At 38.1% G+C, this 21,789-nt stretch carries 36 protein-coding genes; all 36 read left to right on the top strand.

Annotation, left to right across the window (positions count from 1 at the left end):
- Nucleotides 1–145 precede the first annotated feature (145 nt).
- A complete protein-coding gene (gene rpsL, locus B7R67_RS12270) occupies nucleotides 146–568 on the top strand; it encodes a 30S ribosomal protein S12 (RefSeq protein ID WP_056467392.1) in 423 nt (140 codons plus the stop codon).
- 32 nt (nucleotides 569–600) lie between these two features.
- Nucleotides 601–1,071, top strand: coding sequence for a 30S ribosomal protein S7 (rpsG, locus tag B7R67_RS12265; protein ID WP_088070814.1), 471 nt, complete (start codon nucleotides 601–603; stop codon nucleotides 1,069–1,071).
- 234 nt (nucleotides 1,072–1,305) lie between these two features.
- Entirely contained in the window at nucleotides 1,306–3,384 is a 2,079-nt protein-coding gene (gene fusA, locus B7R67_RS12260) for an elongation factor G (protein WP_088070812.1), read from the top strand.
- Between the two features lie 121 nt (nucleotides 3,385–3,505).
- The gene (gene tuf / locus B7R67_RS12255; RefSeq protein ID WP_088070810.1) at nucleotides 3,506–4,693 is read left to right on the top strand and encodes an elongation factor Tu; all 1,188 of its coding nucleotides are present in this window, start codon (nucleotides 3,506–3,508) and stop codon (nucleotides 4,691–4,693) included.
- Nucleotides 4,694–5,026: 333 nt separating this feature from the next.
- The gene (gene rpsJ, locus B7R67_RS12250) at nucleotides 5,027–5,335 is read left to right on the top strand and encodes a 30S ribosomal protein S10 (protein WP_088003795.1); all 309 of its coding nucleotides are present in this window, start codon (nucleotides 5,027–5,029) and stop codon (nucleotides 5,333–5,335) included.
- A 33-nt stretch (nucleotides 5,336–5,368) separates the two neighbouring features.
- Complete coding sequence (gene rplC, locus B7R67_RS12245) at nucleotides 5,369–5,998, top strand: 50S ribosomal protein L3 (protein ID WP_088070808.1); 630 nt, start codon at nucleotides 5,369–5,371, stop codon at nucleotides 5,996–5,998.
- A 27-nt stretch (nucleotides 5,999–6,025) separates the two neighbouring features.
- The gene (gene rplD, locus B7R67_RS12240) at nucleotides 6,026–6,649 is read left to right on the top strand and encodes a 50S ribosomal protein L4 (RefSeq protein WP_088070805.1); all 624 of its coding nucleotides are present in this window, start codon (nucleotides 6,026–6,028) and stop codon (nucleotides 6,647–6,649) included.
- Entirely contained in the window at nucleotides 6,649–6,939 is a 291-nt protein-coding gene (gene rplW, locus B7R67_RS12235; protein WP_088070803.1) for a 50S ribosomal protein L23, read from the top strand. The genes rplD and rplW overlap by 1 nt, the downstream gene beginning before the upstream one ends.
- 31 nt (nucleotides 6,940–6,970) lie before the next feature.
- Nucleotides 6,971–7,801 (top strand): 50S ribosomal protein L2, encoded by an 831-nt coding sequence (gene rplB, locus B7R67_RS12230; RefSeq protein ID WP_088070801.1) that lies wholly within the window; start codon nucleotides 6,971–6,973, stop codon nucleotides 7,799–7,801.
- Between the two features lie 57 nt (nucleotides 7,802–7,858).
- A complete protein-coding gene (gene rpsS / locus B7R67_RS12225; RefSeq protein ID WP_088070799.1) occupies nucleotides 7,859–8,137 on the top strand; it encodes a 30S ribosomal protein S19 in 279 nt (92 codons plus the stop codon).
- A 17-nt stretch (nucleotides 8,138–8,154) separates the two neighbouring features.
- Nucleotides 8,155–8,496, top strand: coding sequence for a 50S ribosomal protein L22 (rplV, locus tag B7R67_RS12220; RefSeq protein WP_056467425.1), 342 nt, complete (start codon nucleotides 8,155–8,157; stop codon nucleotides 8,494–8,496).
- Nucleotides 8,497–8,499: 3 nt separating this feature from the next.
- Complete coding sequence (gene rpsC / locus B7R67_RS12215) at nucleotides 8,500–9,159, top strand: 30S ribosomal protein S3 (protein WP_088014603.1); 660 nt, start codon at nucleotides 8,500–8,502, stop codon at nucleotides 9,157–9,159.
- Nucleotides 9,160–9,161: 2 nt separating this feature from the next.
- Nucleotides 9,162–9,596 carry a 50S ribosomal protein L16 gene (gene rplP / locus B7R67_RS12210; RefSeq protein ID WP_056467431.1) on the top strand — a complete coding sequence of 145 codons (435 nt, stop codon included), beginning with the start codon at nucleotides 9,162–9,164 and terminating at the stop codon, nucleotides 9,594–9,596.
- Entirely contained in the window at nucleotides 9,586–9,786 is a 201-nt protein-coding gene (gene rpmC, locus B7R67_RS12205; RefSeq protein WP_056467434.1) for a 50S ribosomal protein L29, read from the top strand. The genes rplP and rpmC overlap by 11 nt, the downstream gene beginning before the upstream one ends.
- 21 nt (nucleotides 9,787–9,807) lie before the next feature.
- On the top strand, nucleotides 9,808–10,071 hold the full coding sequence (gene rpsQ / locus B7R67_RS12200; RefSeq protein WP_056467437.1) for a 30S ribosomal protein S17: 264 nt from the start codon (nucleotides 9,808–9,810) through the stop codon (nucleotides 10,069–10,071).
- A gap of 46 nt (nucleotides 10,072–10,117) precedes the next feature.
- Nucleotides 10,118–10,486, top strand: a complete 369-nt coding sequence (gene rplN / locus B7R67_RS12195) for a 50S ribosomal protein L14 (protein WP_088070797.1) — start codon at nucleotides 10,118–10,120, stop codon at nucleotides 10,484–10,486.
- Nucleotides 10,487–10,542: 56 nt separating this feature from the next.
- Nucleotides 10,543–10,854 (top strand): 50S ribosomal protein L24, encoded by a 312-nt coding sequence (gene rplX, locus B7R67_RS12190; protein WP_088070796.1) that lies wholly within the window; start codon nucleotides 10,543–10,545, stop codon nucleotides 10,852–10,854.
- A 28-nt stretch (nucleotides 10,855–10,882) separates the two neighbouring features.
- Nucleotides 10,883–11,422, top strand: coding sequence for a 50S ribosomal protein L5 (gene rplE, locus B7R67_RS12185; protein WP_088070794.1), 540 nt, complete (start codon nucleotides 10,883–10,885; stop codon nucleotides 11,420–11,422).
- Nucleotides 11,423–11,456: 34 nt separating this feature from the next.
- Nucleotides 11,457–11,642: a type Z 30S ribosomal protein S14 gene (locus B7R67_RS12180; RefSeq protein WP_056467450.1), complete on the top strand. Its 186-nt coding sequence runs from the start codon at nucleotides 11,457–11,459 to the stop codon at nucleotides 11,640–11,642.
- 33 nt (nucleotides 11,643–11,675) lie between these two features.
- Nucleotides 11,676–12,074, top strand: a complete 399-nt coding sequence (gene rpsH, locus B7R67_RS12175; protein ID WP_088003819.1) for a 30S ribosomal protein S8 — start codon at nucleotides 11,676–11,678, stop codon at nucleotides 12,072–12,074.
- A 30-nt stretch (nucleotides 12,075–12,104) separates the two neighbouring features.
- A complete protein-coding gene (gene rplF / locus B7R67_RS12170; protein WP_088070792.1) occupies nucleotides 12,105–12,641 on the top strand; it encodes a 50S ribosomal protein L6 in 537 nt (178 codons plus the stop codon).
- Nucleotides 12,642–12,674: 33 nt separating this feature from the next.
- A complete protein-coding gene (gene rplR / locus B7R67_RS12165) occupies nucleotides 12,675–13,037 on the top strand; it encodes a 50S ribosomal protein L18 (protein ID WP_056467459.1) in 363 nt (120 codons plus the stop codon).
- Between the two features lie 20 nt (nucleotides 13,038–13,057).
- Complete coding sequence (rpsE, locus tag B7R67_RS12160; RefSeq protein WP_056467462.1) at nucleotides 13,058–13,558, top strand: 30S ribosomal protein S5; 501 nt, start codon at nucleotides 13,058–13,060, stop codon at nucleotides 13,556–13,558.
- 15 nt (nucleotides 13,559–13,573) lie between these two features.
- Nucleotides 13,574–13,756 (top strand): 50S ribosomal protein L30, encoded by a 183-nt coding sequence (gene rpmD / locus B7R67_RS12155; RefSeq protein WP_088070790.1) that lies wholly within the window; start codon nucleotides 13,574–13,576, stop codon nucleotides 13,754–13,756.
- A gap of 30 nt (nucleotides 13,757–13,786) precedes the next feature.
- Nucleotides 13,787–14,227, top strand: a complete 441-nt coding sequence (gene rplO / locus B7R67_RS12150) for a 50S ribosomal protein L15 (RefSeq protein WP_088070788.1) — start codon at nucleotides 13,787–13,789, stop codon at nucleotides 14,225–14,227.
- A 1-nt stretch (nucleotide 14,228) separates the two neighbouring features.
- The gene (secY, locus tag B7R67_RS12145) at nucleotides 14,229–15,527 is read left to right on the top strand and encodes a preprotein translocase subunit SecY (RefSeq protein WP_088070786.1); all 1,299 of its coding nucleotides are present in this window, start codon (nucleotides 14,229–14,231) and stop codon (nucleotides 15,525–15,527) included.
- A gap of 60 nt (nucleotides 15,528–15,587) precedes the next feature.
- Nucleotides 15,588–16,238, top strand: coding sequence for an adenylate kinase (locus B7R67_RS12140; RefSeq protein ID WP_088070784.1), 651 nt, complete (start codon nucleotides 15,588–15,590; stop codon nucleotides 16,236–16,238).
- A 220-nt stretch (nucleotides 16,239–16,458) separates the two neighbouring features.
- Nucleotides 16,459–16,677 carry a translation initiation factor IF-1 gene (gene infA / locus B7R67_RS12135; protein WP_056467475.1) on the top strand — a complete coding sequence of 73 codons (219 nt, stop codon included), beginning with the start codon at nucleotides 16,459–16,461 and terminating at the stop codon, nucleotides 16,675–16,677.
- Nucleotides 16,678–16,715: 38 nt separating this feature from the next.
- Nucleotides 16,716–16,829: a 50S ribosomal protein L36 gene (gene rpmJ, locus B7R67_RS12130; RefSeq protein ID WP_000868344.1), complete on the top strand. Its 114-nt coding sequence runs from the start codon at nucleotides 16,716–16,718 to the stop codon at nucleotides 16,827–16,829.
- A 21-nt stretch (nucleotides 16,830–16,850) separates the two neighbouring features.
- Nucleotides 16,851–17,216 (top strand): 30S ribosomal protein S13, encoded by a 366-nt coding sequence (gene rpsM / locus B7R67_RS12125; RefSeq protein ID WP_056467478.1) that lies wholly within the window; start codon nucleotides 16,851–16,853, stop codon nucleotides 17,214–17,216.
- 29 nt (nucleotides 17,217–17,245) lie between these two features.
- Entirely contained in the window at nucleotides 17,246–17,635 is a 390-nt protein-coding gene (gene rpsK, locus B7R67_RS12120) for a 30S ribosomal protein S11 (RefSeq protein WP_088070783.1), read from the top strand.
- Between the two features lie 165 nt (nucleotides 17,636–17,800).
- On the top strand, nucleotides 17,801–18,745 hold the full coding sequence (locus tag B7R67_RS12115; protein WP_056467484.1) for a DNA-directed RNA polymerase subunit alpha: 945 nt from the start codon (nucleotides 17,801–17,803) through the stop codon (nucleotides 18,743–18,745).
- An 87-nt stretch (nucleotides 18,746–18,832) separates the two neighbouring features.
- A complete protein-coding gene (gene rplQ, locus B7R67_RS12110; protein WP_056467487.1) occupies nucleotides 18,833–19,195 on the top strand; it encodes a 50S ribosomal protein L17 in 363 nt (120 codons plus the stop codon).
- 113 nt (nucleotides 19,196–19,308) lie between these two features.
- On the top strand, nucleotides 19,309–20,151 hold the full coding sequence (locus B7R67_RS12105; RefSeq protein WP_088070781.1) for an energy-coupling factor ABC transporter ATP-binding protein: 843 nt from the start codon (nucleotides 19,309–19,311) through the stop codon (nucleotides 20,149–20,151).
- The gene (locus tag B7R67_RS12100; RefSeq protein WP_088070779.1) at nucleotides 20,127–20,993 is read left to right on the top strand and encodes an energy-coupling factor ABC transporter ATP-binding protein; all 867 of its coding nucleotides are present in this window, start codon (nucleotides 20,127–20,129) and stop codon (nucleotides 20,991–20,993) included. The genes B7R67_RS12105 and B7R67_RS12100 overlap by 25 nt, the downstream gene beginning before the upstream one ends.
- Nucleotides 20,990–21,784 carry a cobalt ECF transporter T component CbiQ gene (gene cbiQ / locus B7R67_RS12095; RefSeq protein WP_088070778.1) on the top strand — a complete coding sequence of 265 codons (795 nt, stop codon included), beginning with the start codon at nucleotides 20,990–20,992 and terminating at the stop codon, nucleotides 21,782–21,784. Before B7R67_RS12100 ends, cbiQ begins: the two co-directional genes overlap by 4 nt.
- The last annotated feature ends 5 nt before the right edge of the window (nucleotides 21,785–21,789 follow it).

Below are 21,789 nucleotides of genomic sequence, written 5' to 3'. Positions count from 1 at the left end.
CCGGGGCTAATTTAGGAATATACAGTTAAAACTGTTTTTGTGAGAAGGAAGATACCTTTCTTCCTTCTTGCAAAAACTTTGTTTTCAACTAATTATGAACCACCTGGATGTGTGGTCTTATAAATATTTGAAGGGAGGAAAACTCATGCCTACTATTAACCAGTTAGTGCGTAATGGACGTACTTCTAAAGTATGGAAATCAAAATCACCAGCATTAAACAAAGGTTTCAACTCATTAAAGAAAAAATCAACAGATTTATCAGCTCCACAAAAACGTGGTGTTTGTACTCGTGTTGGTACAATGACTCCAAAGAAACCGAACTCAGCATTACGTAAATATGCTCGTGTACGTTTAACTAACCAAATCGAAGTAACTGCTTATATCCCAGGTATCGGACACAACTTACAAGAGCACAGTGTTGTTCTTATCCGTGGTGGACGTGTAAAAGACTTACCGGGGGTACGTTACCATATCGTTCGTGGTGCTTTAGATACTGCAGGTGTTGACAAGCGTATGCAAGGTCGTTCTAAATACGGAACTAAGAGACCAAAAGCAGCTAAGAAGTAATAGATAACAACTACTCGAAAGGAGGAAAACACATGCCACGTAAAGGTCCTGTTGCAAAAAGAGATGTATTACCAGATCCACTTTATAACTCAAAATTAGTTTCTCGTTTAATCAACAAAATGATGATTGACGGAAAAAGAGGTAAATCTCAAGCTATCTTATACGGAGCATTTGAATTAATCCAAGAACGTTCTGGTAAAGAACCAATGGAAGTATTCGAAGCAGCTCTTAAAAATATCATGCCAGTTCTAGAAGTTAGAGCTCGTCGTGTTGGTGGTTCTAACTACCAAGTACCAGTTGAGGTGCGCCCTGAGCGTCGTACAACTTTAGGTCTTCGTTGGTTAGTAAACTATGCTCGTCTTCGTGGAGAAAAAACGATGGAAGAGCGTTTAGCTAATGAAATTCTTGATGCAGCTAACAACTCAGGTGCTGCAGTTAAGAAACGTGAAGATACTCACAAAATGGCGGAAGCGAACAAAGCGTTTGCTCACTACCGTTGGTAAGATTAAAAGCAATTTAGTTATTTCTGCACATAATGAATGTTGGTTAAGTCGTTCACCTATTTATTATTTAGCTTGCTAGATTAAATAGGTGAACGTCGGATTACATAAATTAGGATGACATAATATTTCCTTGCATGTAGTGATTGCTTAACTTAATAACATGAAGTATGTACAGGAATAACTTTTTCTTGTACTAAAAAACCTAACTATTACTGGAAGGGAGAAAGAACCCTGATGACTAGAGAGTTCTCCTTAAATAACACTCGTAATATCGGGATTATGGCTCATATTGATGCTGGTAAAACAACAACAACAGAGCGTATCCTTTACTACACAGGTCGTATTCACAAAATTGGTGAAACTCATGAAGGAGCTTCACAAATGGACTGGATGGAGCAAGAGCAAGAGCGTGGTATCACAATCACATCTGCTGCTACAACAGCTCAATGGAATAACCACCGTGTAAATATCATTGATACTCCAGGTCACGTAGACTTCACTGTGGAAGTTGAACGTTCTTTACGTGTACTTGATGGCGCAGTAGCAGTACTTGATGCACAATCAGGTGTTGAACCTCAAACTGAAACAGTTTGGCGTCAAGCAACTACTTACGGAGTTCCACGTGTAGTATTCGTTAACAAAATGGATAAAATCGGCGCGGATTTCTTATACTCTGTAGGTACATTACATGATCGTTTACAAGCTAACGCTCACCCAATCCAATTAGCGATGGGTGCTGAAGATAACTTCTGGGGTATTGTTGACCTTGTTGAAATGAAAGCTATTAAGTACAACAACGACTTAGGAACTGACATTGAAACAATCGAAATTCCAGAAGAATACAAAGAACAAGCTGAAGAATACCGTGGTCGTTTAATCGAAGCAGTAGCTGAGCTTGATGAAGAATTAATGATGAAATATCTTGAAGGTGAAGAAATCACAATTCCTGAATTAAAAGCTGCTATTCGTACAGCTACATGTTCAGTACAATTCTACCCAGTAGTATGTGGTTCTGCTTTCAAAAACAAAGGTGTTCAATTAATGCTTGATGCTGTAATTGACTACTTACCATCACCTTTAGATGTACCAGCAATTAAAGGTACATTACCTGATACTGATGAAGAGAAAGTAGTTCCTTCAAGTGATGAAGAGCCTTTCGCTGCATTAGCATTCAAAATCATGACTGACCCTTATGTTGGTAAATTAACGTTCTTCCGTGTATACGCTGGTACGTTAGAATCAGGTTCATACGTTCAAAACTCTACAAAAGGTAAGCGTGAGCGTGTAGGACGTATCCTACAAATGCATGCTAACTCTCGTCAAGAGATTTCGAAAGTATACGCTGGGGATATCGCTGCTGCTGTAGGTCTTAAAGATACTACAACTGGTGATACTTTATGTGACGAAAAGAATTTAGTAATTCTTGAATCAATGGAGTTCCCTGATCCAGTTATCTCAATTGCGATCGAACCAAAATCTAAAGCTGACCAAGATAAAATGGGTCAAGCATTAGTAAAATTAACTGAAGAAGATCCAACATTCCGTGCACATACTGACCAAGAAACTGGTCAAGTAATCATCGCTGGTATGGGTGAACTTCACCTTGATATCATCGTTGACCGTATGCGTCGTGAATTCAAAGTAGAAGCTAACGTTGGTGCTCCTCAAGTAGCATACCGTGAAACTTTCCGTTCTTCTGCACAAGTAGAAGGTAAATTCGTTCGTCAATCAGGTGGACGTGGACAATTCGGACACGTTTGGATTGAATTCTCACCAAACGAAGAAGGAAAAGGCTTCGAATTTGAAAATGCAATCGTTGGTGGTGTTGTTCCTCGTGAATACATCCCAGCTGTAGCTGCAGGTCTTGAAGATTCACTTAAAAATGGTGTATTAGCTGGTTTCCCACTAATCGACATTAAAGCGAAATTATTCGATGGATCTTACCATGATGTTGACTCGAATGAGATGGCGTTTAAAGTAGCTGCTTCATTAGCTCTTAAAAACGCTGTTAAGAAATGTAACCCAGTTCTACTTGAACCAATCATGAAAGTAGAAGTTGTTATCCCTGAAGAATATTTAGGAGATATCATGGGTGATGTTACTTCTCGTCGTGGACGCGTTGAAGGTATGGAAGCACGCGGTAACGCTCAAGTTGTTCGTGCTATGGTACCACTTTCAGAAATGTTTGGTTATGCAACTTCATTACGTTCTAACACTCAAGGTCGTGGAACGTTCTCAATGGTATTTGACCATTATGAAGATGTACCAAAATCAATTTCTGAAGAAATCGTTAAAAAATTTAAGGGTGAGTAATTGATTTATTAATTCTCATCATGTATAACTATTTATGTTAGCTGTGAAGGGGACTTGCCCCTTTGCGGCATAATAATAAAAACTAAAATTAATTTTCTTAATTATAAGGAGGATTTTTACAATGGGTAAAGCTAAATTCGAACGTGTAAAACCACACGTTAACATTGGTACAATCGGACACGTTGACCATGGTAAAACTACATTAACTGCTGCTATTACAACTGTATTAGCTAAAGTAGGTGGAGCTGAAGCTCGCGCTTACGATCAAATTGACGGTGCTCCAGAAGAAAGAGAACGTGGTATCACAATCTCTACTGCACACGTTGAGTACGAAACAGAAACTCGTCACTATGCACACGTTGACTGCCCAGGTCACGCTGACTATGTTAAAAACATGATCACTGGTGCTGCTCAAATGGACGGCGGTATCTTAGTAGTATCTGCTGCTGATGGTCCAATGCCTCAAACTCGTGAGCACATTCTTTTATCTCGTCAAGTAGGTGTACCTTACATCGTAGTATTCATGAACAAATGTGACATGGTTGACGACGAAGAGTTACTTGAATTAGTTGAAATGGAAATCCGTGATCTATTATCAGAATACGAATTCCCTGGCGATGACATTCCAGTAATCAAAGGTTCTGCACTTAAAGCTCTTGAAGGAGATGCTGAGTGGGAAGCTAAAATCCATGAATTAATGGCTGAAGTTGATTCTTACATCCCAACACCAGCTCGTGAAACTGACAAGCCTTTCTTAATGCCAGTTGAGGACGTATTCTCAATCACTGGTCGTGGAACAGTTGCTACTGGTCGTGTTGAGCGTGGTATCGTTAAAGTTGGTGACGTAGTAGAAATCATCGGTCTTGTTGAAGAACCAAAATCAACTACTGTAACAGGTGTTGAAATGTTCCGTAAACTTCTTGACCAAGCAGAAGCTGGAGACAACATTGGTGCACTTCTTCGTGGGGTTGCTCGTGATGACATCCAACGTGGTCAAGTATTAGCTAAACCAGGTTCAGTTAAACAACACACTAAGTTCAAAGCTGAAGTTTACGTTTTATCTAAAGAAGAAGGTGGACGTCACACTCCATTCTTCGCTAACTACCGTCCACAATTCTATTTCCGTACTACTGACGTAACTGGAATCATCCAATTACCAGAAGGCGTTGAAATGGTTATGCCTGGCGACAACATCGAAATGACTGTTGAGTTAATCAACGCAATCGCTGTTGAAGAAGGAACTAAGTTCTCTATCCGTGAGGGTGGACGTACTGTAGGCGCTGGCGTAGTTGCTACAATCGTTGAATAATTAAACTTAAAAGCTTAGAAGATCATCTCTTCTAAGCTTTTTTTATTAATTGGAAATAATTTTTAATTAGAAGTTCACCTATTCTTGCTTGATTTTAATAGATGATAATAATATAATTACAAAGTACTTAAGACGACAAAAACATTATTTCAATTAAACTAATAACTAATGCTTGCAATAGCATTATTTTTTATGTATAATAGATGATGTTGGTCTTTGACTGCGTAGAAATGGAAGGTTGCTGATACACCCGGCCGCTTTGCCATGGCGAGTGTAAGGAAATTTCCATGGAGTATGTCTATTATTTAAATAGGCGAAAAAGGAGGGAAAATTATGGCAAAAGAAAAAATTCGTATTCGTTTAAAAGCTTATGATCACCGTATTTTAGATCAATCTGCAGAGAAAATCGTTGAAACTGCGAAACGTTCTGGTGCGTCTGTATCTGGTCCGATTCCATTACCAACTGAGAAATCAATTTACACGATTCTTCGTGCGGTTCATAAATACAAAGATTCTCGTGAGCAATTCGAAATGCGCACTCACAAACGTTTAATCGATATCGTGAATCCAACTCCACAAACAGTTGATTCATTAATGAGACTAGATTTACCATCTGGCGTTGATATTGAAATCAAACTTTAATAACTATATATATAAATTCAGGAGGTGTGACTTATGACTAAAGGAATCTTAGGGAAAAAGATCGGTATGACACAAGTATTTGCTGAAAACGGCGAGTTAATTCCAGTAACTGTAATCGAAGCTACTCCAAACGTGGTTTTACAAAAGAAAACTACTGAAACTGACGGTTATGAAGCAATCCAAATCGGATTCGCTGACAAACGTGAGAAATTAGCTAACAAACCAGAAAAAGGGCACTCTGCTAAAGCAAACACTGCACCTAAGCGCTTCGTTCGTGAACTTCGCAACGCTGACGTATCAGCTTATGAAGTTGGTCAAGAAGTCAAAGTAGATATTTTTGCAAATGGTGACATCGTTGATGTGACTGGAACTTCAAAAGGTAAAGGATTCCAAGGTAGCATTAAGCGCCACGGACAATCTCGTGGACCAATGTCTCACGGTTCTCGTTACCACCGTCGTCCAGGTTCAATGGGTCCTGTTGCTCCGAACCGTGTATTCAAAAACAAAGCTCTTCCAGGTCAAATGGGTGGAGAAAAAGTAACTGTACAAAACCTACAAATCGTTAAAGTTGACGTTGAACGTAACTTACTTTTAGTAAAAGGTAATGTACCAGGTTCTAAAAAATCTTACGTAACAATCCGTTCTGCGGTTAAATCTAAATAATTAATTTAGAAGAAAGGAGGAAACGAAATGCCTAAAGTTACTATGTTTAACCAAACAGGTGCTCAAGTAGGAGAAATCGAATTAGCAGATGCAGTATTCGGAATCGCTCCAAACGAACACGTTTTATTTGATGCTGTAATGATGCAACGTGCGTCTTTACGTCAAGGAACTCACAAAGTAAAAACACGTTCTGAAGTACGTGGTGGTGGTCGTAAACCATGGAGACAAAAAGGAACTGGCCGTGCGCGTCAAGGTTCAATCCGTTCTCCACAATGGCGTGGTGGTGGTATCGTATTCGGTCCAGCTCCAAGATCATATTCATATAAATTACCTAAAAAGGTACGTCGCTTAGCGATTAAATCTGCTTTATCTACTAAAGTATTAGAGCAAAGCATGTTAGTGCTTGAAGATTTAGCGTTAAACGCACCAAAAACAAAAGAAATGGTTGCTGTATTAACTAACTTATCTGTTGCTAAGAAAGTTTTAATCGTAACAGCTGACCTAAATGAAAACGTAGCTTTATCAGCTCGCAATATCCCTGGAATCACAGTTCTTGCTGCTAATGAAGTAAACGTAATCGACGTTTTACATCATGATACATTAATCATGACTAAAGCTGCGGTGGAAAAAGTAGAGGAGGTGCTTGCGTAATGAAGGATCCTCGTGATATTATCAAACGCCCAGTTATCACTGAAGCTTCTATGGAAGCAATCGCTGAGAAAAAATACACTTTTGAAGTTGATGTAAAAGCTAACAAAACTGAAGTTAAAGATGCTGTTGAAGCAATCTTCGGTGTTAAAGTAGAAAAAGTTAACGTAATGAACTACAAAGGTAAGTTTAAACGTATGGGTAAACATGCTGGTTACACTAACCGTCGTAGAAAAGCAATCGTTAAATTAACTGCTGATAGCCAAGACATTCAATTATTCGAAGGCGTTTAATACTAACTACTAGAAAAGGAGGGAAATTACGATGGGAATCAAAAAGTATAAACCAACCACTAACGGTCGCCGTGGTATGACTTCTAATGATTTTGCTGAGATCACTACTGATAAACCAGAAAAATCGTTATTAGCACCACTTAACAAAAAAGCTGGCCGTAATAACCAAGGTAAAATTACTGTTCGTCACCAAGGTGGTGGACACAAACGTCAATACCGTATCATCGATTTCAAACGAGATAAAGATGGTATACCAGGACGCGTTGCTACAATCGAGTATGATCCAAACCGTTCTGCAAACATTGCGTTAATTAACTACGCTGATGGAGAAAAACGTTACATCCTAGCTCCTAAAAACTTAGTAGTAGGAATGGAAATCGTTTCAGGTCCTGAAGCTGATATTAAAGTAGGTAACGCTTTACCACTTGTTAACATTCCAGTAGGTACAACAATCCACAACATCGAATTAAAACCAGGTCGTGGAGGACAATTAGTACGTTCTGCTGGTACTTCAGCTCAAGTATTAGGTAAAGAAGACCGTTATGTACTTGTTCGTTTAAACTCTGGTGAAGTACGTATGGTATTAGCTACATGCCGCGCGACTGTAGGTCAAGTAGGTAATGAGCACCACGAACTTGTTAACATCGGTAAAGCAGGTCGTTCTCGTTGGATGGGTAAACGCCCAACTGTACGTGGATCTGTAATGAACCCAGTTGATCACCCACACGGTGGTGGTGAAGGACGCTCTCCAATCGGACGTAAATCACCAATGTCTCCATGGGGTAAACCAACTCTTGGTTACAAAACTCGTAAGAAAAACAAAGCGTCAGACAAGTTTATCGTACGTCGTCGTAAAAAATAACGCGGTTGTACTACGGTTCACTAGAACCGTAGGCCAATCACGAAGGGAGGTACCACAATGGGACGCAGCCTAAAAAAAGGTCCATTTATTGATGATCACTTATTAAGTAAAGTGGAAAAATTAAACGAAACTGAATCAAAACAAGTTGTAAAAACTTGGTCTCGTCGTTCAACAATTTTCCCACAATTTATCGGACATACTATTGCAGTGTACGATGGTCGTAAACACGTACCTGTTTATGTAACAGAAGATATGGTAGGTCACAAACTTGGTGAATTTGCTCCAACTCGTACTTATAAAGGTCACGATGCGGATGACAAGAAAACTAGAAGATAATGAGAGGAGGCACTCCAATGCAAGCTAAAGCCGTACTGAGAACAGTTCGAATCGCTCCTCGTAAAGTTCGTCTAGTAGTCGATTTAATCCGAGGTAAACAAGTTGGCGAAGCGATCGCAATCCTTCGACACACACCAAAAACTGCTTCTCCTGTTGTAGAAAAATTATTAAAATCAGCTATTGCTAACGCAGAGCATAACTATGATATGGATGTAAACAACTTATACATCGAAAAAGTATTCGTTGATGAAGGTGCTACTTTAAAACGTTTCCGCCCTCGTGCGCAAGGACGTGCTAGCGCAATCAACAAACGCACAAGCCACATTACAATCGTGGTATCAGAGAAGAAGGAGGGATAATCGATGGGACAAAAGGTAAATCCAGTCGGACTTCGTGTTGGTATTATTAAAGATTGGGAATCTAAATGGTACGCTGAAAAAGATTACGCTGATCTTTTACACGAAGATATTAAAATTCGTGAGTACATTAGCACACGCTTAAAAGATTCTGCTGTATCTAAAGTAGAAATCGAAAGAGCTGCTAACCGTGTAAACATTACTGTTCACACAGCTAAACCTGGTATGGTAATCGGTAAAGGTGGTTCAGAAGTTGAAGCTTTACGTAAAGCTTTAAACAACTTAACTGGCAAACGTGTTCATATCAACATCATCGAAATTAAAAGAGCAGATCTTGATGCTAAATTAGTAGCAGAAAACATCGCTCGTCAATTAGAAAACCGTGTTTCTTTCCGTCGTGCTCAAAAGCAAGTACTTCAACGTGCTATGCGTGCTGGTGCATTAGGTATTAAAACACAAGTTTCTGGTCGTCTTGGCGGAGCTGATATTGCTCGTGCAGAATCATATAGTGAAGGTACAGTGCCACTTCATACATTACGCGCGGATATCGATTATGCAACTGCAGAAGCAGATACAACATACGGTAAACTTGGCGTAAAAGTATGGATTTACAAAGGTGAAGTTCTTCCTACAAAAAAGAAAGCTTCTGAGGAAGGAGGAAATTAATTATGTTAATGCCTAAACGTGTTAAATATAGAAGAGAACATCGTGGAAAAATGCGTGGACGTGCCAAAGGTGGTACTGAAATTGCATTCGGTGAATTCGGTTTACAATCAACTGAAGCTTCTTGGATTACTAACCGTCAAATTGAAGCAGCGCGTCGTGCAATGACTCGTTACATGAAACGTGGCGGTAAAGTATGGATTAAAATCTTCCCTTCTAAGCCTTACACAGCTAAACCTCTTGAGGTTCGTATGGGTAGCGGTAAAGGTGCTCCAGAAGGTTGGGTAGCAGTCGTTAAACCAGGAAAAATTATGTTCGAAATCGCTGGTGTATCTGAAGAAGTAGCTCGTGAAGCACTACGCTTAGCAGCTCACAAATTACCAGTTAAATGTAAGTTTGTAAAACGTGAAGACAATGGTGGTGATTCTAATGAAAACTAATGAGATTCGCGATCTTACCACTGCTGAAATTGAATTAAAAGTGAAATCTCTTAAAGAAGAGTTATTCAACCTTCGTTTCCAATTAGCTACAGGACAATTAGAGAACACTGCTCGTATCCGCGAGGTTCGTAAAGCAATTGCTCGTATGAAAACTGTAGTACGTGAAAGAGAAATTAACTCTAATAATTAATCATGAGGGGAGGTTTGCACAGTGAGCGAACGTAACCAACGTAAAGTTTACACAGGACGTGTAGTTTCTGATAAGATGGATAAGACAATTACTGTTGTAGTTGAGACTTATAAAACACATAAACTATACGGAAAACGCGTTAAATATTCTAAAAAATATAAAGCGCACGATGAGCTAAACACTGCAAAAGTTGGCGATATCGTAAAAATCATGGAGACTCGTCCATTATCAGCTACAAAACGTTTCCGTTTAGTTGAAATCGTAGAAGAAGCTGTTATTATCTAATAGATGATCGGATATCACTCTTAATCCGAAAGGAGGTCAATTTGACATGATCCAACAAGAAACTCGTTTAAAAGTTGCTGACAATTCAGGCGCACGTGAATTACTTACTATTAAAGTATTAGGTGGTTCAGGCCGTAAAACTGCAAACATCGGTGATATCATCGTATGTTCAGTAAAACAAGCAACACCAGGTGGCGTTGTTAAAAAAGGTGATGTAGTTAAAGCCGTTATCGTTCGTACGAAACGTGGCGTTCGTCGTCCAGATGGTACTTACATCCGTTTTGATGAAAACGCAGCTGTTATCATTAAAGATGATAAGAGCCCACGTGGTACTCGTATTTTCGGACCAGTTGCACGTGAATTACGTGATAGCAACTTCATGAAAATCGTATCATTAGCTCCAGAAGTACTTTAATTAATGTACTTTAATAAATACTTCAGAAAGCCTTATTAAGGAGGTGCACGAAGAAGATGCATGTAAAAAAAGGTGATAAAGTTCAAGTTATCTCTGGTAAAGACAAAGGAAAACAAGGTGTTGTCCTTGCTGCTTTTCCAAAGAAAAACCGCGTACTTGTTGAGGGTGTAAACATCATTAAAAAACACTCAAAACCTACTCAAGCTAACCCACAAGGTGGCATCATCGAGAAAGAAGCACCAATCCATGTTTCTAATGTTATGGCATTAGATCCAAAAACTGGAGTACCTACACGTGTAGGTTACCAATTAGTGGATGGTAAAAAAGTACGTATTGCAAAAAAATCAGGCGAATTACTTGATAAATAATAGAAATTTATGAAAGGAGGTCTACTGAATGAACCGCCTAGTCGAGAAATATCAAAATGAAATCACTCCTGCTCTAGTGAGCAAGTTTAACTATAAATCAGTTATGCAAGTGCCAAAAATTGAAAAGATCGTCATCAACATGGGTGTTGGTGAGGCTGTTTCAAATTCAAAAGCATTGGATACTGCTGTTGAGGAATTAACTTTAATCGCAGGTCAAAAACCTGTTGTAACTAGAGCTAAAAAATCAATCGCTCAATTCCGTCTTCGTGAAGGAATGCCTATCGGTGCTAAAGTTACATTACGCGGTGAGCGTATGTACGAATTCTTTGAAAAATTAATTGCTGTAACTTTACCTCGTGTACGTGACTTCCGTGGAATCTCTAAAAAGTCATTCGATGGCCGTGGAAACTACACTTTAGGTGTTAAAGAGCAATTAATCTTCCCAGAGATCGATTATGATAAAGTAAACAAAGTACGTGGTATGGACATCGTTATTGTAACTACTGCAAATACTGATGAAGAAGCTCGTGAAATGCTAACATTATTCGGAATGCCTTTTCAAAAATAATGAAAGCCAGCGCTAAAGAAGAGGAGGCGAAAACGTGGCTAAAAAATCAATGATTGCGAAACAAAAACGTGCTCAGAAATTTAAAGTACAAGAGTATACACGTTGCGAACGTTGCGGACGTCCACACTCAGTATTACGTAAATTTAAACTTTGCCGTATTTGTTTCCGTGAACTTGCTTACAAAGGACAAATCCCTGGCGTTAAAAAAGCTAGTTGGTAATTCTATAGATATTAGGAAGGAGGTTATCTGAACATGGTCATGACAGATCCTATTGCAGATATGCTTACTCGCATTCGTAATGCGAACATGGTACGTCACGAGAAATTAGAATTCCCAGGTTCTAACCTAAAGAAAGAAGTTGCTGAAATTCTAAAACGTGAAGGTTTCATCCGTGACGTTGAGTACATTGAAGATGATAAACAAGGTATCATCCGTATTTTCTTAAAATATGGTGTGAACAACGAACGTGTTATCACTGGATTAAAAAGAATCTCTAAGCCTGGCTTACGCGTTTACGCTAAAGCTGACGAAGTACCTCGCGTACTTAACGGTTTAGGTGTTGCAATTCTTTCAACATCTAAAGGTGTAATGACAGATAAAGAAGCTCGTCAAGCTAAAACTGGTGGCGAAATCTTAGCATACGTTTGGTAATAAAACACAGAGAGAATGGAGGTGTAGTGAATGTCTCGTGTTGGTAAAAAAGAACTTGTAATTCCAGCTGGAGTTACTCTTACTAATAACAACAATACTATTACAGTAAAAGGACCTAAAGGCGAGTTAACTCGTACTTTTAGCCCTGATATGACAATCGAAGTTAACGAGAACGTATTAACAGTTGCACGTCCAACTGATAATAAAGAGCACCGTGCTCTTCATGGTACAACTCGTGCTATCTTAGGAAACATGGTTGAAGGTGTAACTAATGGTTATACTCGTAACCTTGAACTAGTTGGGGTAGGTTACCGTGCTACTAAAACAGGTGATAAACTTGTTCTAGCTGTTGGTTATTCTCACCCAGTTGAGATCACTCCTGAAAATGGTGTTGAAATCGAAGTACCTTCTAACACTAAAATCAGTGTTAAAGGTATCGACAAAGAACGTGTAGGCGCTCTTGCAGCTTACATCCGTCAAGTACGTCCACCAGAGCCTTACAAAGGTAAAGGTATCCGTTACGAAGGCGAAATGGTTCGTCGTAAAGAAGGTAAAACTGCGAAGTAATCTATAACTAGATAAGAGAAAGGAGTGACCAAGATGATCTTTAAGGCTGATAAAAATGCAGTACGTAAAAAAAGACATGCTCGTGTTCGTACTAAATTATCTGGTACTCAAGAACGTCCACGTTTAAACGTTTATCGTTCAAACAACCATATCTATGCTCAAATCATTGATGATGTTAATGGTGTAACATTAGCAAGTGCATCAACTTTAGATAAAGAATTAACTTTAAATGGTACTGGTAATATCGATGCAGCAACATTAGTTGGTAGTTTAGTTGCAAAACGCGCTACTGAAAAAGGTGTTACTGAAGTTGTATTCGACCGCGGTGGTTACTTATATCATGGTCGCGTAAAAGCTTTAGCTGAAGCTGCTCGTGAAGCTGGTTTACAATTTTAATAAAAGAAGGAGGGACATACATGCGTCGCATTGATCCTAATAAATTAGAGCTTGAAGAACGCTTAGTTACGATCAACCGTGTTGCTAAAGTTGTAAAAGGTGGTCGTCGTTTCCGCTTTGCAGCATTAGTAGTTGTTGGTGACAAAAACGGTCATGTAGGTTTTGGTACTGGTAAAGCTCAAGAAGTACCAGATGCTATCCGTAAAGCTGTTGAAGATGCTAAGAAAAACCTAATTAATGTACCAATCGTTGGAACTACAATTCCTCACGTAATTACTGGTCGTTTTGGAGCTGGTGAAGTATTCTTAAAACCTGCTTCTGAAGGTACTGGAGTTATCGCAGGAGGTCCTGTTCGTGCGGTATTAGAACTTGCTGGAGTACATGATATTTTATCTAAATCTCTTGGTTCAAACACACCGGTAAACATTGTACGTGCTACTATCGAAGGTTTAAGTAACTTAAAACGTGCGGATGAAGTTGCTAAATTACGTGGTAAATCTGTAGAAGAATTACTAGGTTAATAAGGAGGGATAACGATGGCTAAACAGTTAGAAATTACCCTTACTCGTAGTGTTATTGGTCGTAAACAAGATCAAATCGCAACAGTTCGTGCTTTAGGTATAACTAAAACAAACCAAACTGTTGTTAAAGAAGATAACGCTGCAATGCGTGGGATGATTAACAAAGTTTCTCACCTTGTATCTGTAAAAGAAATTTAATGAAACATGAATAAGTAAGGAGGTGCCCTAATGAAACTTCATGAATTAAAACCTACAGAAGGTTCTCGTAAAGTATCGAAACGTATCGGTCGTGGTATTGGTTCTGGTACTGGTAAAACTGCTGGTAAAGGTCATAAAGGACAAAACGCTCGTTCAGGTGGCGGTGTTCGTCTTGGATTTGAAGGTGGTCAAACTCCTTTATTCCGTCGTTTACCAAAACGTGGTTTTACTAACATCAACCGTAAAGAATACGCAATCGTTAATGTTGAAACGTTAAATCGCTTCGAAAACGGAACTGAAGTAACTCCTGAGTTACTAATCGAAACTGGTATTGTTCGTAAAGAACTAGCTGGTATTAAGATTTTAGGTAAAGGTAAGTTAGAAGTTAAACTTACTGTTAAAGCTCACAAGTTCTCATCTTCTGCAGTAGAGGCAATCGAAGCAGCTGGTGGAAATGCTGAGGTGATCTAATATGTTCCGGACAATCTCCAACTTTATGCGCGTTGCAGATATTAGAAAGAAGATTTTCTTCACGTTATTAATGTTAATTGTATTTCGTATAGGGACGTTTATACCTGTTCCAAACGTCAACGCTGATGTGCTTGCCTCTCAAGACAGCTCAATGAGCGTCTTTGGAGTACTAAATACATTCGGTGGAGGAGCTCTCAAACAGTTCTCGATTTTTGCAATGGGTATAATGCCTTACATTACAGCTTCAATTATCATTCAGTTACTTCAAATGGACGTAGTTCCTAAATTAACTGAATGGTCGAAGCAAGGTGAGATTGGTCGACGTAAACTAACTCAACTGACTAGATACATCACAATTATTCTTGGTTTTGTAGAAGCAATTGGGTTATCGATCAGTATGAACAATGTTACTGGCGGAATGTTAATTGAAAATCCAGGTTGGTCAACCTATTTATATATAGCTGTTGTACTTACAGCTGGAACATCTTTCTTGTTGTGGTTAGGTGAGCAGATTACTGCTAAAGGTGTAGGGAACGGTATATCTATTATCATCTTTGGCGGTATAGTTGCTGCTATACCTAATACACTTCATCAAGTCTACCAGCAACAATTCAAAGATGCTGGAGATGCGCTATTCTTAAATATTGTAAAAGTTGGCTTAGTGTTTTTAGTTTTACTTTTAGTAATCGTTGCTGTAATTTACATCCAACAAGCTACTCGTAAAATTCCAATTCAATATGCTAAACGTAACAATGGAAATAATAGCTATGTCGGAGGACAATCTACTCACTTGCCGTTAAAAGTAAATGGTGCTGGGGTTATTCCGGTAATCTTCGCTGTTTCATTTTTAATTACTCCATCAACAATTGCATCGTTCTTACCAAGTAACAATGTAACTGAGTGGATTAAAACGCACTTTACGTATAATAATCCGTGGGGTATGGCATTTTATTTAATCTTGATCATTGCTTTCTCGTACTTTTACACGTTTGTTCAGGCTAATCCGGAACAAATGGCTGAAAATCTACAAAAGCAAGGTGGCTACATCCCAGGCATCCGCCCAGGTAAGAGCACTCAAGAATATATCATTAAAGTTTTATATCGTTTAACTTTCGTAGGATCAATATTCTTAGCTGTAATTGCATTATTACCAATTGTATTTGGTAAATTTGCGAACTTACCACCTTCAGCTCAAATTGGAGGAACAAGTTTACTAATCGTTGTCGGAGTTGCGCTTGAAACAATGAAACAATTAGAAAGTCAGCTTGTGAAGAGAAACTACAAAGGCTTTATAAAATAACGAGCGTTAGGGAATTCGTATATTTCCCTTTTGCTCATCTAATTTTGAGGAGGATCAACCATGAATTTAATATTAATGGGACTTCCTGGTGCAGGCAAAGGCACACAAGCTGAGAAAATTGTCGAAAAATACGGCATTCCTCATATATCTACTGGTGATATGTTCCGTGCAGCTATTAAAGATGGCACAGAACTAGGTCTTAAAGCAAAATCGTTTATGGATCAAGGTCATCTTGTTCCTGATGAGGTAACAATTGGTATTGTACGTGAACGATTAGCTAAAGATGATTGCCAAAACGGTTTTTTATTGGATGGCTTTCCTAGAACAGTTGCGCAGGCTGAAGCACTAGAAGAGACACTGAAAATAATGAATCGAAAAATTGACTTCGTGTTAAACATTCATGTAGACCAACAACTTTTAATTGAACGTTTAACAGGTCGTCGTATTTGCAAAGAGTGTGGAGCAACATACCACTTAATTTTCAACCCTCCAACTGAAGAAGGTATTTGCCCTAAATGTGGTGGAGAACTTTATCAACGTGCGGATGATAATGAAGAAACTGTTGCAAACCGCCTTGAAGTAAATATCAAACAAACTCAACCTTTACTTGATTTTTACAATAACCTTGGTTATGTAAAAACAATCGAAGGTGACCAAGAGATTAACAAAGTCTTTACCGACATTGATAATCTATTAAAAGAGTTAGTTTAAAATGAACGATAAGATCGTCGTTCCACGTGTATGACGTTTTGTCGTTTCGTCAAAACTGATACTATGATAAAAGCTAACATAGCTTTGCTTGGAACGAATGATATAAAAGGTCTTTTCTAGACCTATTAATCTCCAACATATCAGAGCACTTTGGCTTCATGTTCCTAAGCATATGTTTGCCTCAAGCAAGCTACTGATTTGAAGAAAGGAGAATGCCCTAATGGCGAAAGATGATGTAATTGAAATTGAAGGTACCGTTACGGAAACACTTCCGAATGCTATGTTCAAAGTTGAATTAGAAAATGGTCATGTTGTTCTAGCACATGTTTCTGGTAAAATACGCATGAACTTCATTCGTATTCTTCCAGGTGACAAGGTAACTGTTGAACTATCTCCATATGATTTAACTCGTGGACGTATTACGTACCGTTTTAAATAATAATTATGCACTCCGTAATCTACAAGGAGGTTTAAATCATGAAAGTGAGACCATCAGTAAAACCAATCTGTGAAAAATGTAAAGTTATCCGCAGACGTGGTAAAGTAATGGTAATTTGTGAAAATCCAAAACATAAACAAAAACAAGGTTAATAAAGAAGGAGGTGCACTAGAATGGCTCGTATTGCTGGTGTAGATATTCCTCGCGACAAACGCGTGGTTGTTTCTTTAACTTATGTATACGGAATCGGTCGTGCAACTTCTGAAAAAATCTTAGCTGAAGCTGGTATTTCAGAAGACACTCGTGTGCGTGATTTAACAGAAGAAGAATTAGGTAAAATTCGTGAATTAATTGACAAGTTAAAAGTTGAAGGGGATCTTCGTCGTGAAGTTTCTTTAAACATTAAACGTTTAATCGAAATCGGTTCATATCGTGGTATTCGCCACCGTCGTAGCTTACCTGTTCGTGGTCAAAACACTAAAAACAATGCTCGTACTCGTAAAGGCCCACGCCGCACAGTAGCGAACAAGAAGAAATAATAATATTTAAGTAAAGGAGGGTATTCAACATGGCACGTAAAACAAACGTACGTAAACGTCGTGTGAAAAAGAATATTGAAGCTGGTACAGCTCATATTCGTTCAACTTTCAATAACACAATCGTAACAATTACTGATGTTCATGGTAACGCAATTTCTTGGTCAAGTGCTGGTGCATTAGGTTTCAGAGGTTCTCGTAAATCTACACCTTTTGCTGCTCAAATGGCTGCTGAAACTGCTGCTAAAGCTTCAATGGAACACGGTTTAAAATCTCTTGACGTAACAGTTAAAGGTCCTGGTGCTGGTCGTGAGGCTGCTATCCGTGCTCTTCAAGCTGCTGGTCTTGAAGTAACTGCTATCAGAGACGTTACTCCAGTTCCACATAACGGATGCCGTCCACCAAAACGTCGTCGTGTATAATTTGTCTGTATAAATTTTCAAAAATTGTCTATAATGGATTATGATATATGTTTGGCAAATATTAACAGACATCTCTTGTTGTGCACAATTAGGAACTGCCTAATGGGGACTTTCGGTTAGCGCTGCTAACCGAGGGTTTCGACGTTTTGAAGGAGGGTTTAAAAAATGATTGAAATCGAAAAGCCGAAAATCGAAACGGTTGAGATCAGTGACGATTCCAAATATGGTAAATTCGTTATTGAACCACTTGAGCGTGGATATGGTACAACGCTAGGTAACTCCTTACGTCGTATCCTTTTATCCTCACTTCCTGGTGCCGCTGTAACTGCTATTCAAATTGATGGCGTGTTACATGAGTTTTCTACAGTTGAAGGAGTTGTAGAAGACGTTACAACAATTATCTTAAATGTTAAAAAGCTTGCTCTGAAAATTTATTCAGATGAAGAAAAAACATTAGAAATTGATGTACGCGGTGAAGGACCAATTACTGCAGCTGACATTACGCATGATAGTGATGTTGAAGTTCTAAATCCAGATCTTCACATTGCAACTCTTGCTAAAGATGCTCATCTTCGTATGCGTCTAACTGCTAGACGTGGTCGTGGATACATCCCTGCAGACGGTAATAAAAGAGAGGATCAAGCAATAGGTGTTATTCCTATCGACTCGATTTACACTCCAGTGTCTCGTGTCACATACCAAGTAGAAAATACACGTGTGGGACAGGTTTCAAATTTCGATAAGTTAACACTTGATGTTTGGACTGACGGAAGCATTGGACCAAAAGATGCAATCGCACTAGGTTCAAAAATTCTTACTGAACACTTAAACATTTTTGTAGGTTTAACTGACGAAGCTAAAAATGCAGAAATCATGGTCGAAAAAGAAGAAGATCAAAAAGATAAAGTCCTTGAAATGACGATTGAAGAACTTGATCTTTCTGTTCGTTCATATAACTGTTTAAAACGAGCTGGTATTAATACAGTACAAGAGCTTGCTAATAAGACAGAAGAAGACATGATGAAAGTACGTAACTTAGGTCGTAAGTCTTTAGAAGAAGTGAAACATAAGTTAGAAGAATTAGGTTTAGGCCTACGTAAAGAAGACTGACTGTTGCTTTTATAAAGGGAGAGGCGTTCTCTTCATCTAGTCTATATGACCCAATTTTGATACTACCTACAAAGGAGGGAACTAGAAATGGGATACAGAAAATTAGGACGTACTAGTTCACAACGTAAAGCTATGTTACGTGACTTAGCTACTGACTTAATCATTAACGAACGTATTCAAACAACTGAAACTCGTGCGAAAGAATTACGTTCTGTTGTAGAAAAAATGATCACATTAGGTAAACGTGGAGACTTACACGCTCGTCGTTTAGCTGCTGCTTACATCCGTAATGAAGTTGCTAATGCTGAGAACGGTCAAGACGCTTTACAAAAATTATTCGCTGACATTGCTCCTCGTTACACTGAGCGCCAAGGTGGATACACTCGTATCGCTAAAATTGGTCCTCGTCGTGGAGACGCAGCACCAATGGTTGTTATCGAATTAGTTTAATATTCGAATGCAAAAGGGCTCGACGTTTATTGTAAACATGTCGTTGCCCTTTTTTTCTATTTACTTTTAGACTATTATATATCTATAAACAAAGAAAAATTATAGGTGAAAAGATGAGAAAAGATAGTATTAAAGTAGATAACATATCTTTTAAATACCCACAGGCACAGTCTAATGCTGTACATTCTGTGTCGTTTAATATTAAAGAAAACGAATGGATTGCGATTGTTGGTAGAAATGGGTCTGGTAAATCAACATTAGCAAAACTATTAAATGGTTTAATATTACCTGAAGAGGGCGAAATCATTATTGATGAAGAAGTTAGCCTATCGGAAGAAACAATATGGGAAGTCCGAAAAAAAATAGCAATGGTCTTTCAAAATCCAGATAATCAGTTTGTTGGTACTACCGTAATTGATGATATAGCATTCGGTTTAGAAAATCATGGAATCAAAAAAGAAGAGATGGATCGACGAATTGAATCGGTTCTAGACATCGTTAATATGTGCGATTTTAAACTTCATGAGCCACACTCTCTTTCTGGTGGGCAAAAACAAAGAGTAGCAATTGCTGGTGCTTTAGCAATTCAACCAAGTATATTAATCTTAGATGAAGCGACATCGATGTTAGATCCTTTTGGCCGAAAAGAAGTTATCGAAACCATTCGTAACTTACATAAAGGTATTAATATGACTGTTATTTCAATTACACATGATATAGAAGAGGCAATACACGCAGACCGAATTTTAATTATGCATGATGGTCATTTAATTCAAAGTGTTACTCCAGAAGAACTTTTGAAAACAGAGTATTCTTTAGAGTCACTTGGATTAGCATCTCCTTTTACAAATAACCTTTCTAATTTATTAATCGAAAAAGGTTTACCTTTGAAGCAAGACCATCTAGAGCAAGAAAGCTTGGTGAACGAATTATGCAAATTACTTTTGAAAAAGTAGGATACACTTATCAGCCAAATACACCGTTTGAACATCGTGCTCTGCACGATATCGATGTAACGATCCCTGCTGGGGCTTACTATGCTGTAATTGGTCACACAGGCTCAGGTAAATCTACTTTTCTACAACATTTAAATGGCCTCTTACAACCAACTGAAGGAATCGCCAAAATTGACGATATTACCCTCGTTTCAGATAAGAAAAATAAAAAATTAAAGTCATTAAGAAAAAAAGTCGGTTTAGTTTTTCAGTTTCCTGAACAGCAGTTATTTGAAGAAACGGTTGAGAAGGATATTTGTTTTGGACCGATGAATTTTGGTGTATCCGAAGAAGAAGCAAAGAAACGGGCTAAAGATTTAATCGAAAAAGTTGGCTTAAGTGAAGAATATTTATTGAAATCACCATTTGAATTAAGTGGTGGTCAAATGAGAAGAATTGCAATTGCTGGAGTATTAGCTATGGAGCCAGAAGTGCTAGTATTGGATGAACCTACTGCAGGATTGGATCCAAGTGGTCAAAAAGCCTTAATGGATATGTTTTATCAATTACATAAAGAAAAAGGACTTACGATCATTCTAGTGACACATAGCATGGAAGATGCTGCTAGGTATGCTGATACAATTCACGTGCTTCAAAAAGGTACTACCTATTTAAAAGGTAGTCCATTAGAGGTATTTTCATTTGAAAAGGAATTAGAGGAAATTGGGTTGCAGCTTCCTCTAGCTTTAAAATTCCATCAAGAATTAAATCAAAAATTAGGGATTAACGAGAAAGCTACAAGTTTAACAATTGAACAACTTGCTGACTATATAGCTAATCTTTATAATGGGGAAACAAAATGAATAGTCTAATTATCGGTAGATATATACCAATCGATTCACTTATTCATCGACTAGATGCTAGAGCAAAACTTCTAACAATGTTCATCTTTATTTTTATCGTATTCTTTGCAAATAACTTTATGACATATGGTATTTTACTACTATTTACGATCGTAACCGTATTACTATCAAGAGTACCTTTTAATTATTATTTAAAAGGATTAAAAACAATCTGGTTATTAGCATTATTTACATTTTTATTGCATGTTTTTACGAATAAAGAAGGACCACTAATTTATCACTATGGTTGGATTGAAATTCATAAAGGAGGAATTATCCAAGGGATTTACATCTCAGTTAGATTTCTTCTTTTAGTTTCTATTACAACCTTACTAACGCTAACAACTAACCCAATTGAAATTACAGATGGACTTGAATCCTTATTTAATCCATTTAAAAGATTTGGCCTACCAGTCCACGAAATGGCGTTAATGATGTCAATTTCATTGCGTTTTATTCCAACGCTTATGGAAGAAACTGAAAAGATTATGAAGGCACAATCATCTAGGGGAGTAGATTTCTCTTCTGGTCCTATAAAAGAAAGATTAAAAGCCCTAGTCTCATTACTCGTTCCGCTATTTATTCATTCGTTTAAACGTGCTGAGGATTTAGCAATTGCGATGGAAGCGAGAGGATATCAAGGTGGGGATGGAAGATCAAAATTTCGCGTAATGAAATGGCATATACGCGATACAGCATGTTTAGTTACTTTGCTGATATTATTTTTATTATTATTGTTTTTACGCAATTGATGGAG

Source organism: Gottfriedia luciferensis, assembly GCF_002156865.1.
GTDB classification, from domain to species: domain Bacteria; phylum Bacillota; class Bacilli; order Bacillales; family Bacillaceae_G; genus Gottfriedia; species Gottfriedia luciferensis.
Note: the sequence above shows the minus strand (reverse complement) of the source record. Positions and strands in the feature narration are given on the sequence as shown.

Excerpts from the sequence above, each read along its gene's own strand:
- rpsK (WP_088070783.1), top strand. The coding sequence starts at position 17,246 with ATGGCACGTAAAACAAACGTACGTAAACGTCGTGTGAAAAAGAATATT.
- rplW (WP_088070803.1), top strand. The coding sequence starts at position 6,649 with ATGAAGGATCCTCGTGATATTATCAAACGCCCAGTTATCACTGAAGCT.
- rpmJ (WP_000868344.1), top strand. The coding sequence starts at position 16,716 with ATGAAAGTGAGACCATCAGTAAAACCAATCTGTGAAAAATGTAAAGTT.
- rpsH (WP_088003819.1), top strand. The coding sequence starts at position 11,676 with ATGGTCATGACAGATCCTATTGCAGATATGCTTACTCGCATTCGTAAT.
- rpsG (WP_088070814.1), top strand. The coding sequence starts at position 601 with ATGCCACGTAAAGGTCCTGTTGCAAAAAGAGATGTATTACCAGATCCA.
- rplF (WP_088070792.1), top strand. The coding sequence starts at position 12,105 with ATGTCTCGTGTTGGTAAAAAAGAACTTGTAATTCCAGCTGGAGTTACT.
- rplX (WP_088070796.1), top strand. The coding sequence starts at position 10,543 with ATGCATGTAAAAAAAGGTGATAAAGTTCAAGTTATCTCTGGTAAAGAC.
- rplO (WP_088070788.1), top strand. The coding sequence starts at position 13,787 with ATGAAACTTCATGAATTAAAACCTACAGAAGGTTCTCGTAAAGTATCG.
- B7R67_RS12115 (WP_056467484.1), top strand. The coding sequence starts at position 17,801 with ATGATTGAAATCGAAAAGCCGAAAATCGAAACGGTTGAGATCAGTGAC.
- rpsJ (WP_088003795.1), top strand. The coding sequence starts at position 5,027 with ATGGCAAAAGAAAAAATTCGTATTCGTTTAAAAGCTTATGATCACCGT.
- cbiQ (WP_088070778.1), top strand. The coding sequence starts at position 20,990 with ATGAATAGTCTAATTATCGGTAGATATATACCAATCGATTCACTTATT.
- rplC (WP_088070808.1), top strand. The coding sequence starts at position 5,369 with ATGACTAAAGGAATCTTAGGGAAAAAGATCGGTATGACACAAGTATTT.
- secY (WP_088070786.1), top strand. The coding sequence starts at position 14,229 with ATGTTCCGGACAATCTCCAACTTTATGCGCGTTGCAGATATTAGAAAG.
- rplN (WP_088070797.1), top strand. The coding sequence starts at position 10,118 with ATGATCCAACAAGAAACTCGTTTAAAAGTTGCTGACAATTCAGGCGCA.
- tuf (WP_088070810.1), top strand. The coding sequence starts at position 3,506 with ATGGGTAAAGCTAAATTCGAACGTGTAAAACCACACGTTAACATTGGT.
- fusA (WP_088070812.1), top strand. The coding sequence starts at position 1,306 with ATGACTAGAGAGTTCTCCTTAAATAACACTCGTAATATCGGGATTATG.
- B7R67_RS12100 (WP_088070779.1), top strand. The coding sequence starts at position 20,127 with ATGCAAATTACTTTTGAAAAAGTAGGATACACTTATCAGCCAAATACA.
- rpsL (WP_056467392.1), top strand. The coding sequence starts at position 146 with ATGCCTACTATTAACCAGTTAGTGCGTAATGGACGTACTTCTAAAGTA.
- B7R67_RS12105 (WP_088070781.1), top strand. The coding sequence starts at position 19,309 with ATGAGAAAAGATAGTATTAAAGTAGATAACATATCTTTTAAATACCCA.
- rpsC (WP_088014603.1), top strand. The coding sequence starts at position 8,500 with ATGGGACAAAAGGTAAATCCAGTCGGACTTCGTGTTGGTATTATTAAA.
- rplQ (WP_056467487.1), top strand. The coding sequence starts at position 18,833 with ATGGGATACAGAAAATTAGGACGTACTAGTTCACAACGTAAAGCTATG.
- infA (WP_056467475.1), top strand. The coding sequence starts at position 16,459 with ATGGCGAAAGATGATGTAATTGAAATTGAAGGTACCGTTACGGAAACA.
- B7R67_RS12140 (WP_088070784.1), top strand. The coding sequence starts at position 15,588 with ATGAATTTAATATTAATGGGACTTCCTGGTGCAGGCAAAGGCACACAA.
- rplP (WP_056467431.1), top strand. The coding sequence starts at position 9,162 with ATGTTAATGCCTAAACGTGTTAAATATAGAAGAGAACATCGTGGAAAA.
- rplV (WP_056467425.1), top strand. The coding sequence starts at position 8,155 with ATGCAAGCTAAAGCCGTACTGAGAACAGTTCGAATCGCTCCTCGTAAA.
- rplD (WP_088070805.1), top strand. The coding sequence starts at position 6,026 with ATGCCTAAAGTTACTATGTTTAACCAAACAGGTGCTCAAGTAGGAGAA.
- rpmC (WP_056467434.1), top strand. The coding sequence starts at position 9,586 with ATGAAAACTAATGAGATTCGCGATCTTACCACTGCTGAAATTGAATTA.
- rplR (WP_056467459.1), top strand. The coding sequence starts at position 12,675 with ATGATCTTTAAGGCTGATAAAAATGCAGTACGTAAAAAAAGACATGCT.
- rpmD (WP_088070790.1), top strand. The coding sequence starts at position 13,574 with ATGGCTAAACAGTTAGAAATTACCCTTACTCGTAGTGTTATTGGTCGT.
- rpsE (WP_056467462.1), top strand. The coding sequence starts at position 13,058 with ATGCGTCGCATTGATCCTAATAAATTAGAGCTTGAAGAACGCTTAGTT.
- rplE (WP_088070794.1), top strand. The coding sequence starts at position 10,883 with ATGAACCGCCTAGTCGAGAAATATCAAAATGAAATCACTCCTGCTCTA.
- rplB (WP_088070801.1), top strand. The coding sequence starts at position 6,971 with ATGGGAATCAAAAAGTATAAACCAACCACTAACGGTCGCCGTGGTATG.
- rpsM (WP_056467478.1), top strand. The coding sequence starts at position 16,851 with ATGGCTCGTATTGCTGGTGTAGATATTCCTCGCGACAAACGCGTGGTT.
- rpsS (WP_088070799.1), top strand. The coding sequence starts at position 7,859 with ATGGGACGCAGCCTAAAAAAAGGTCCATTTATTGATGATCACTTATTA.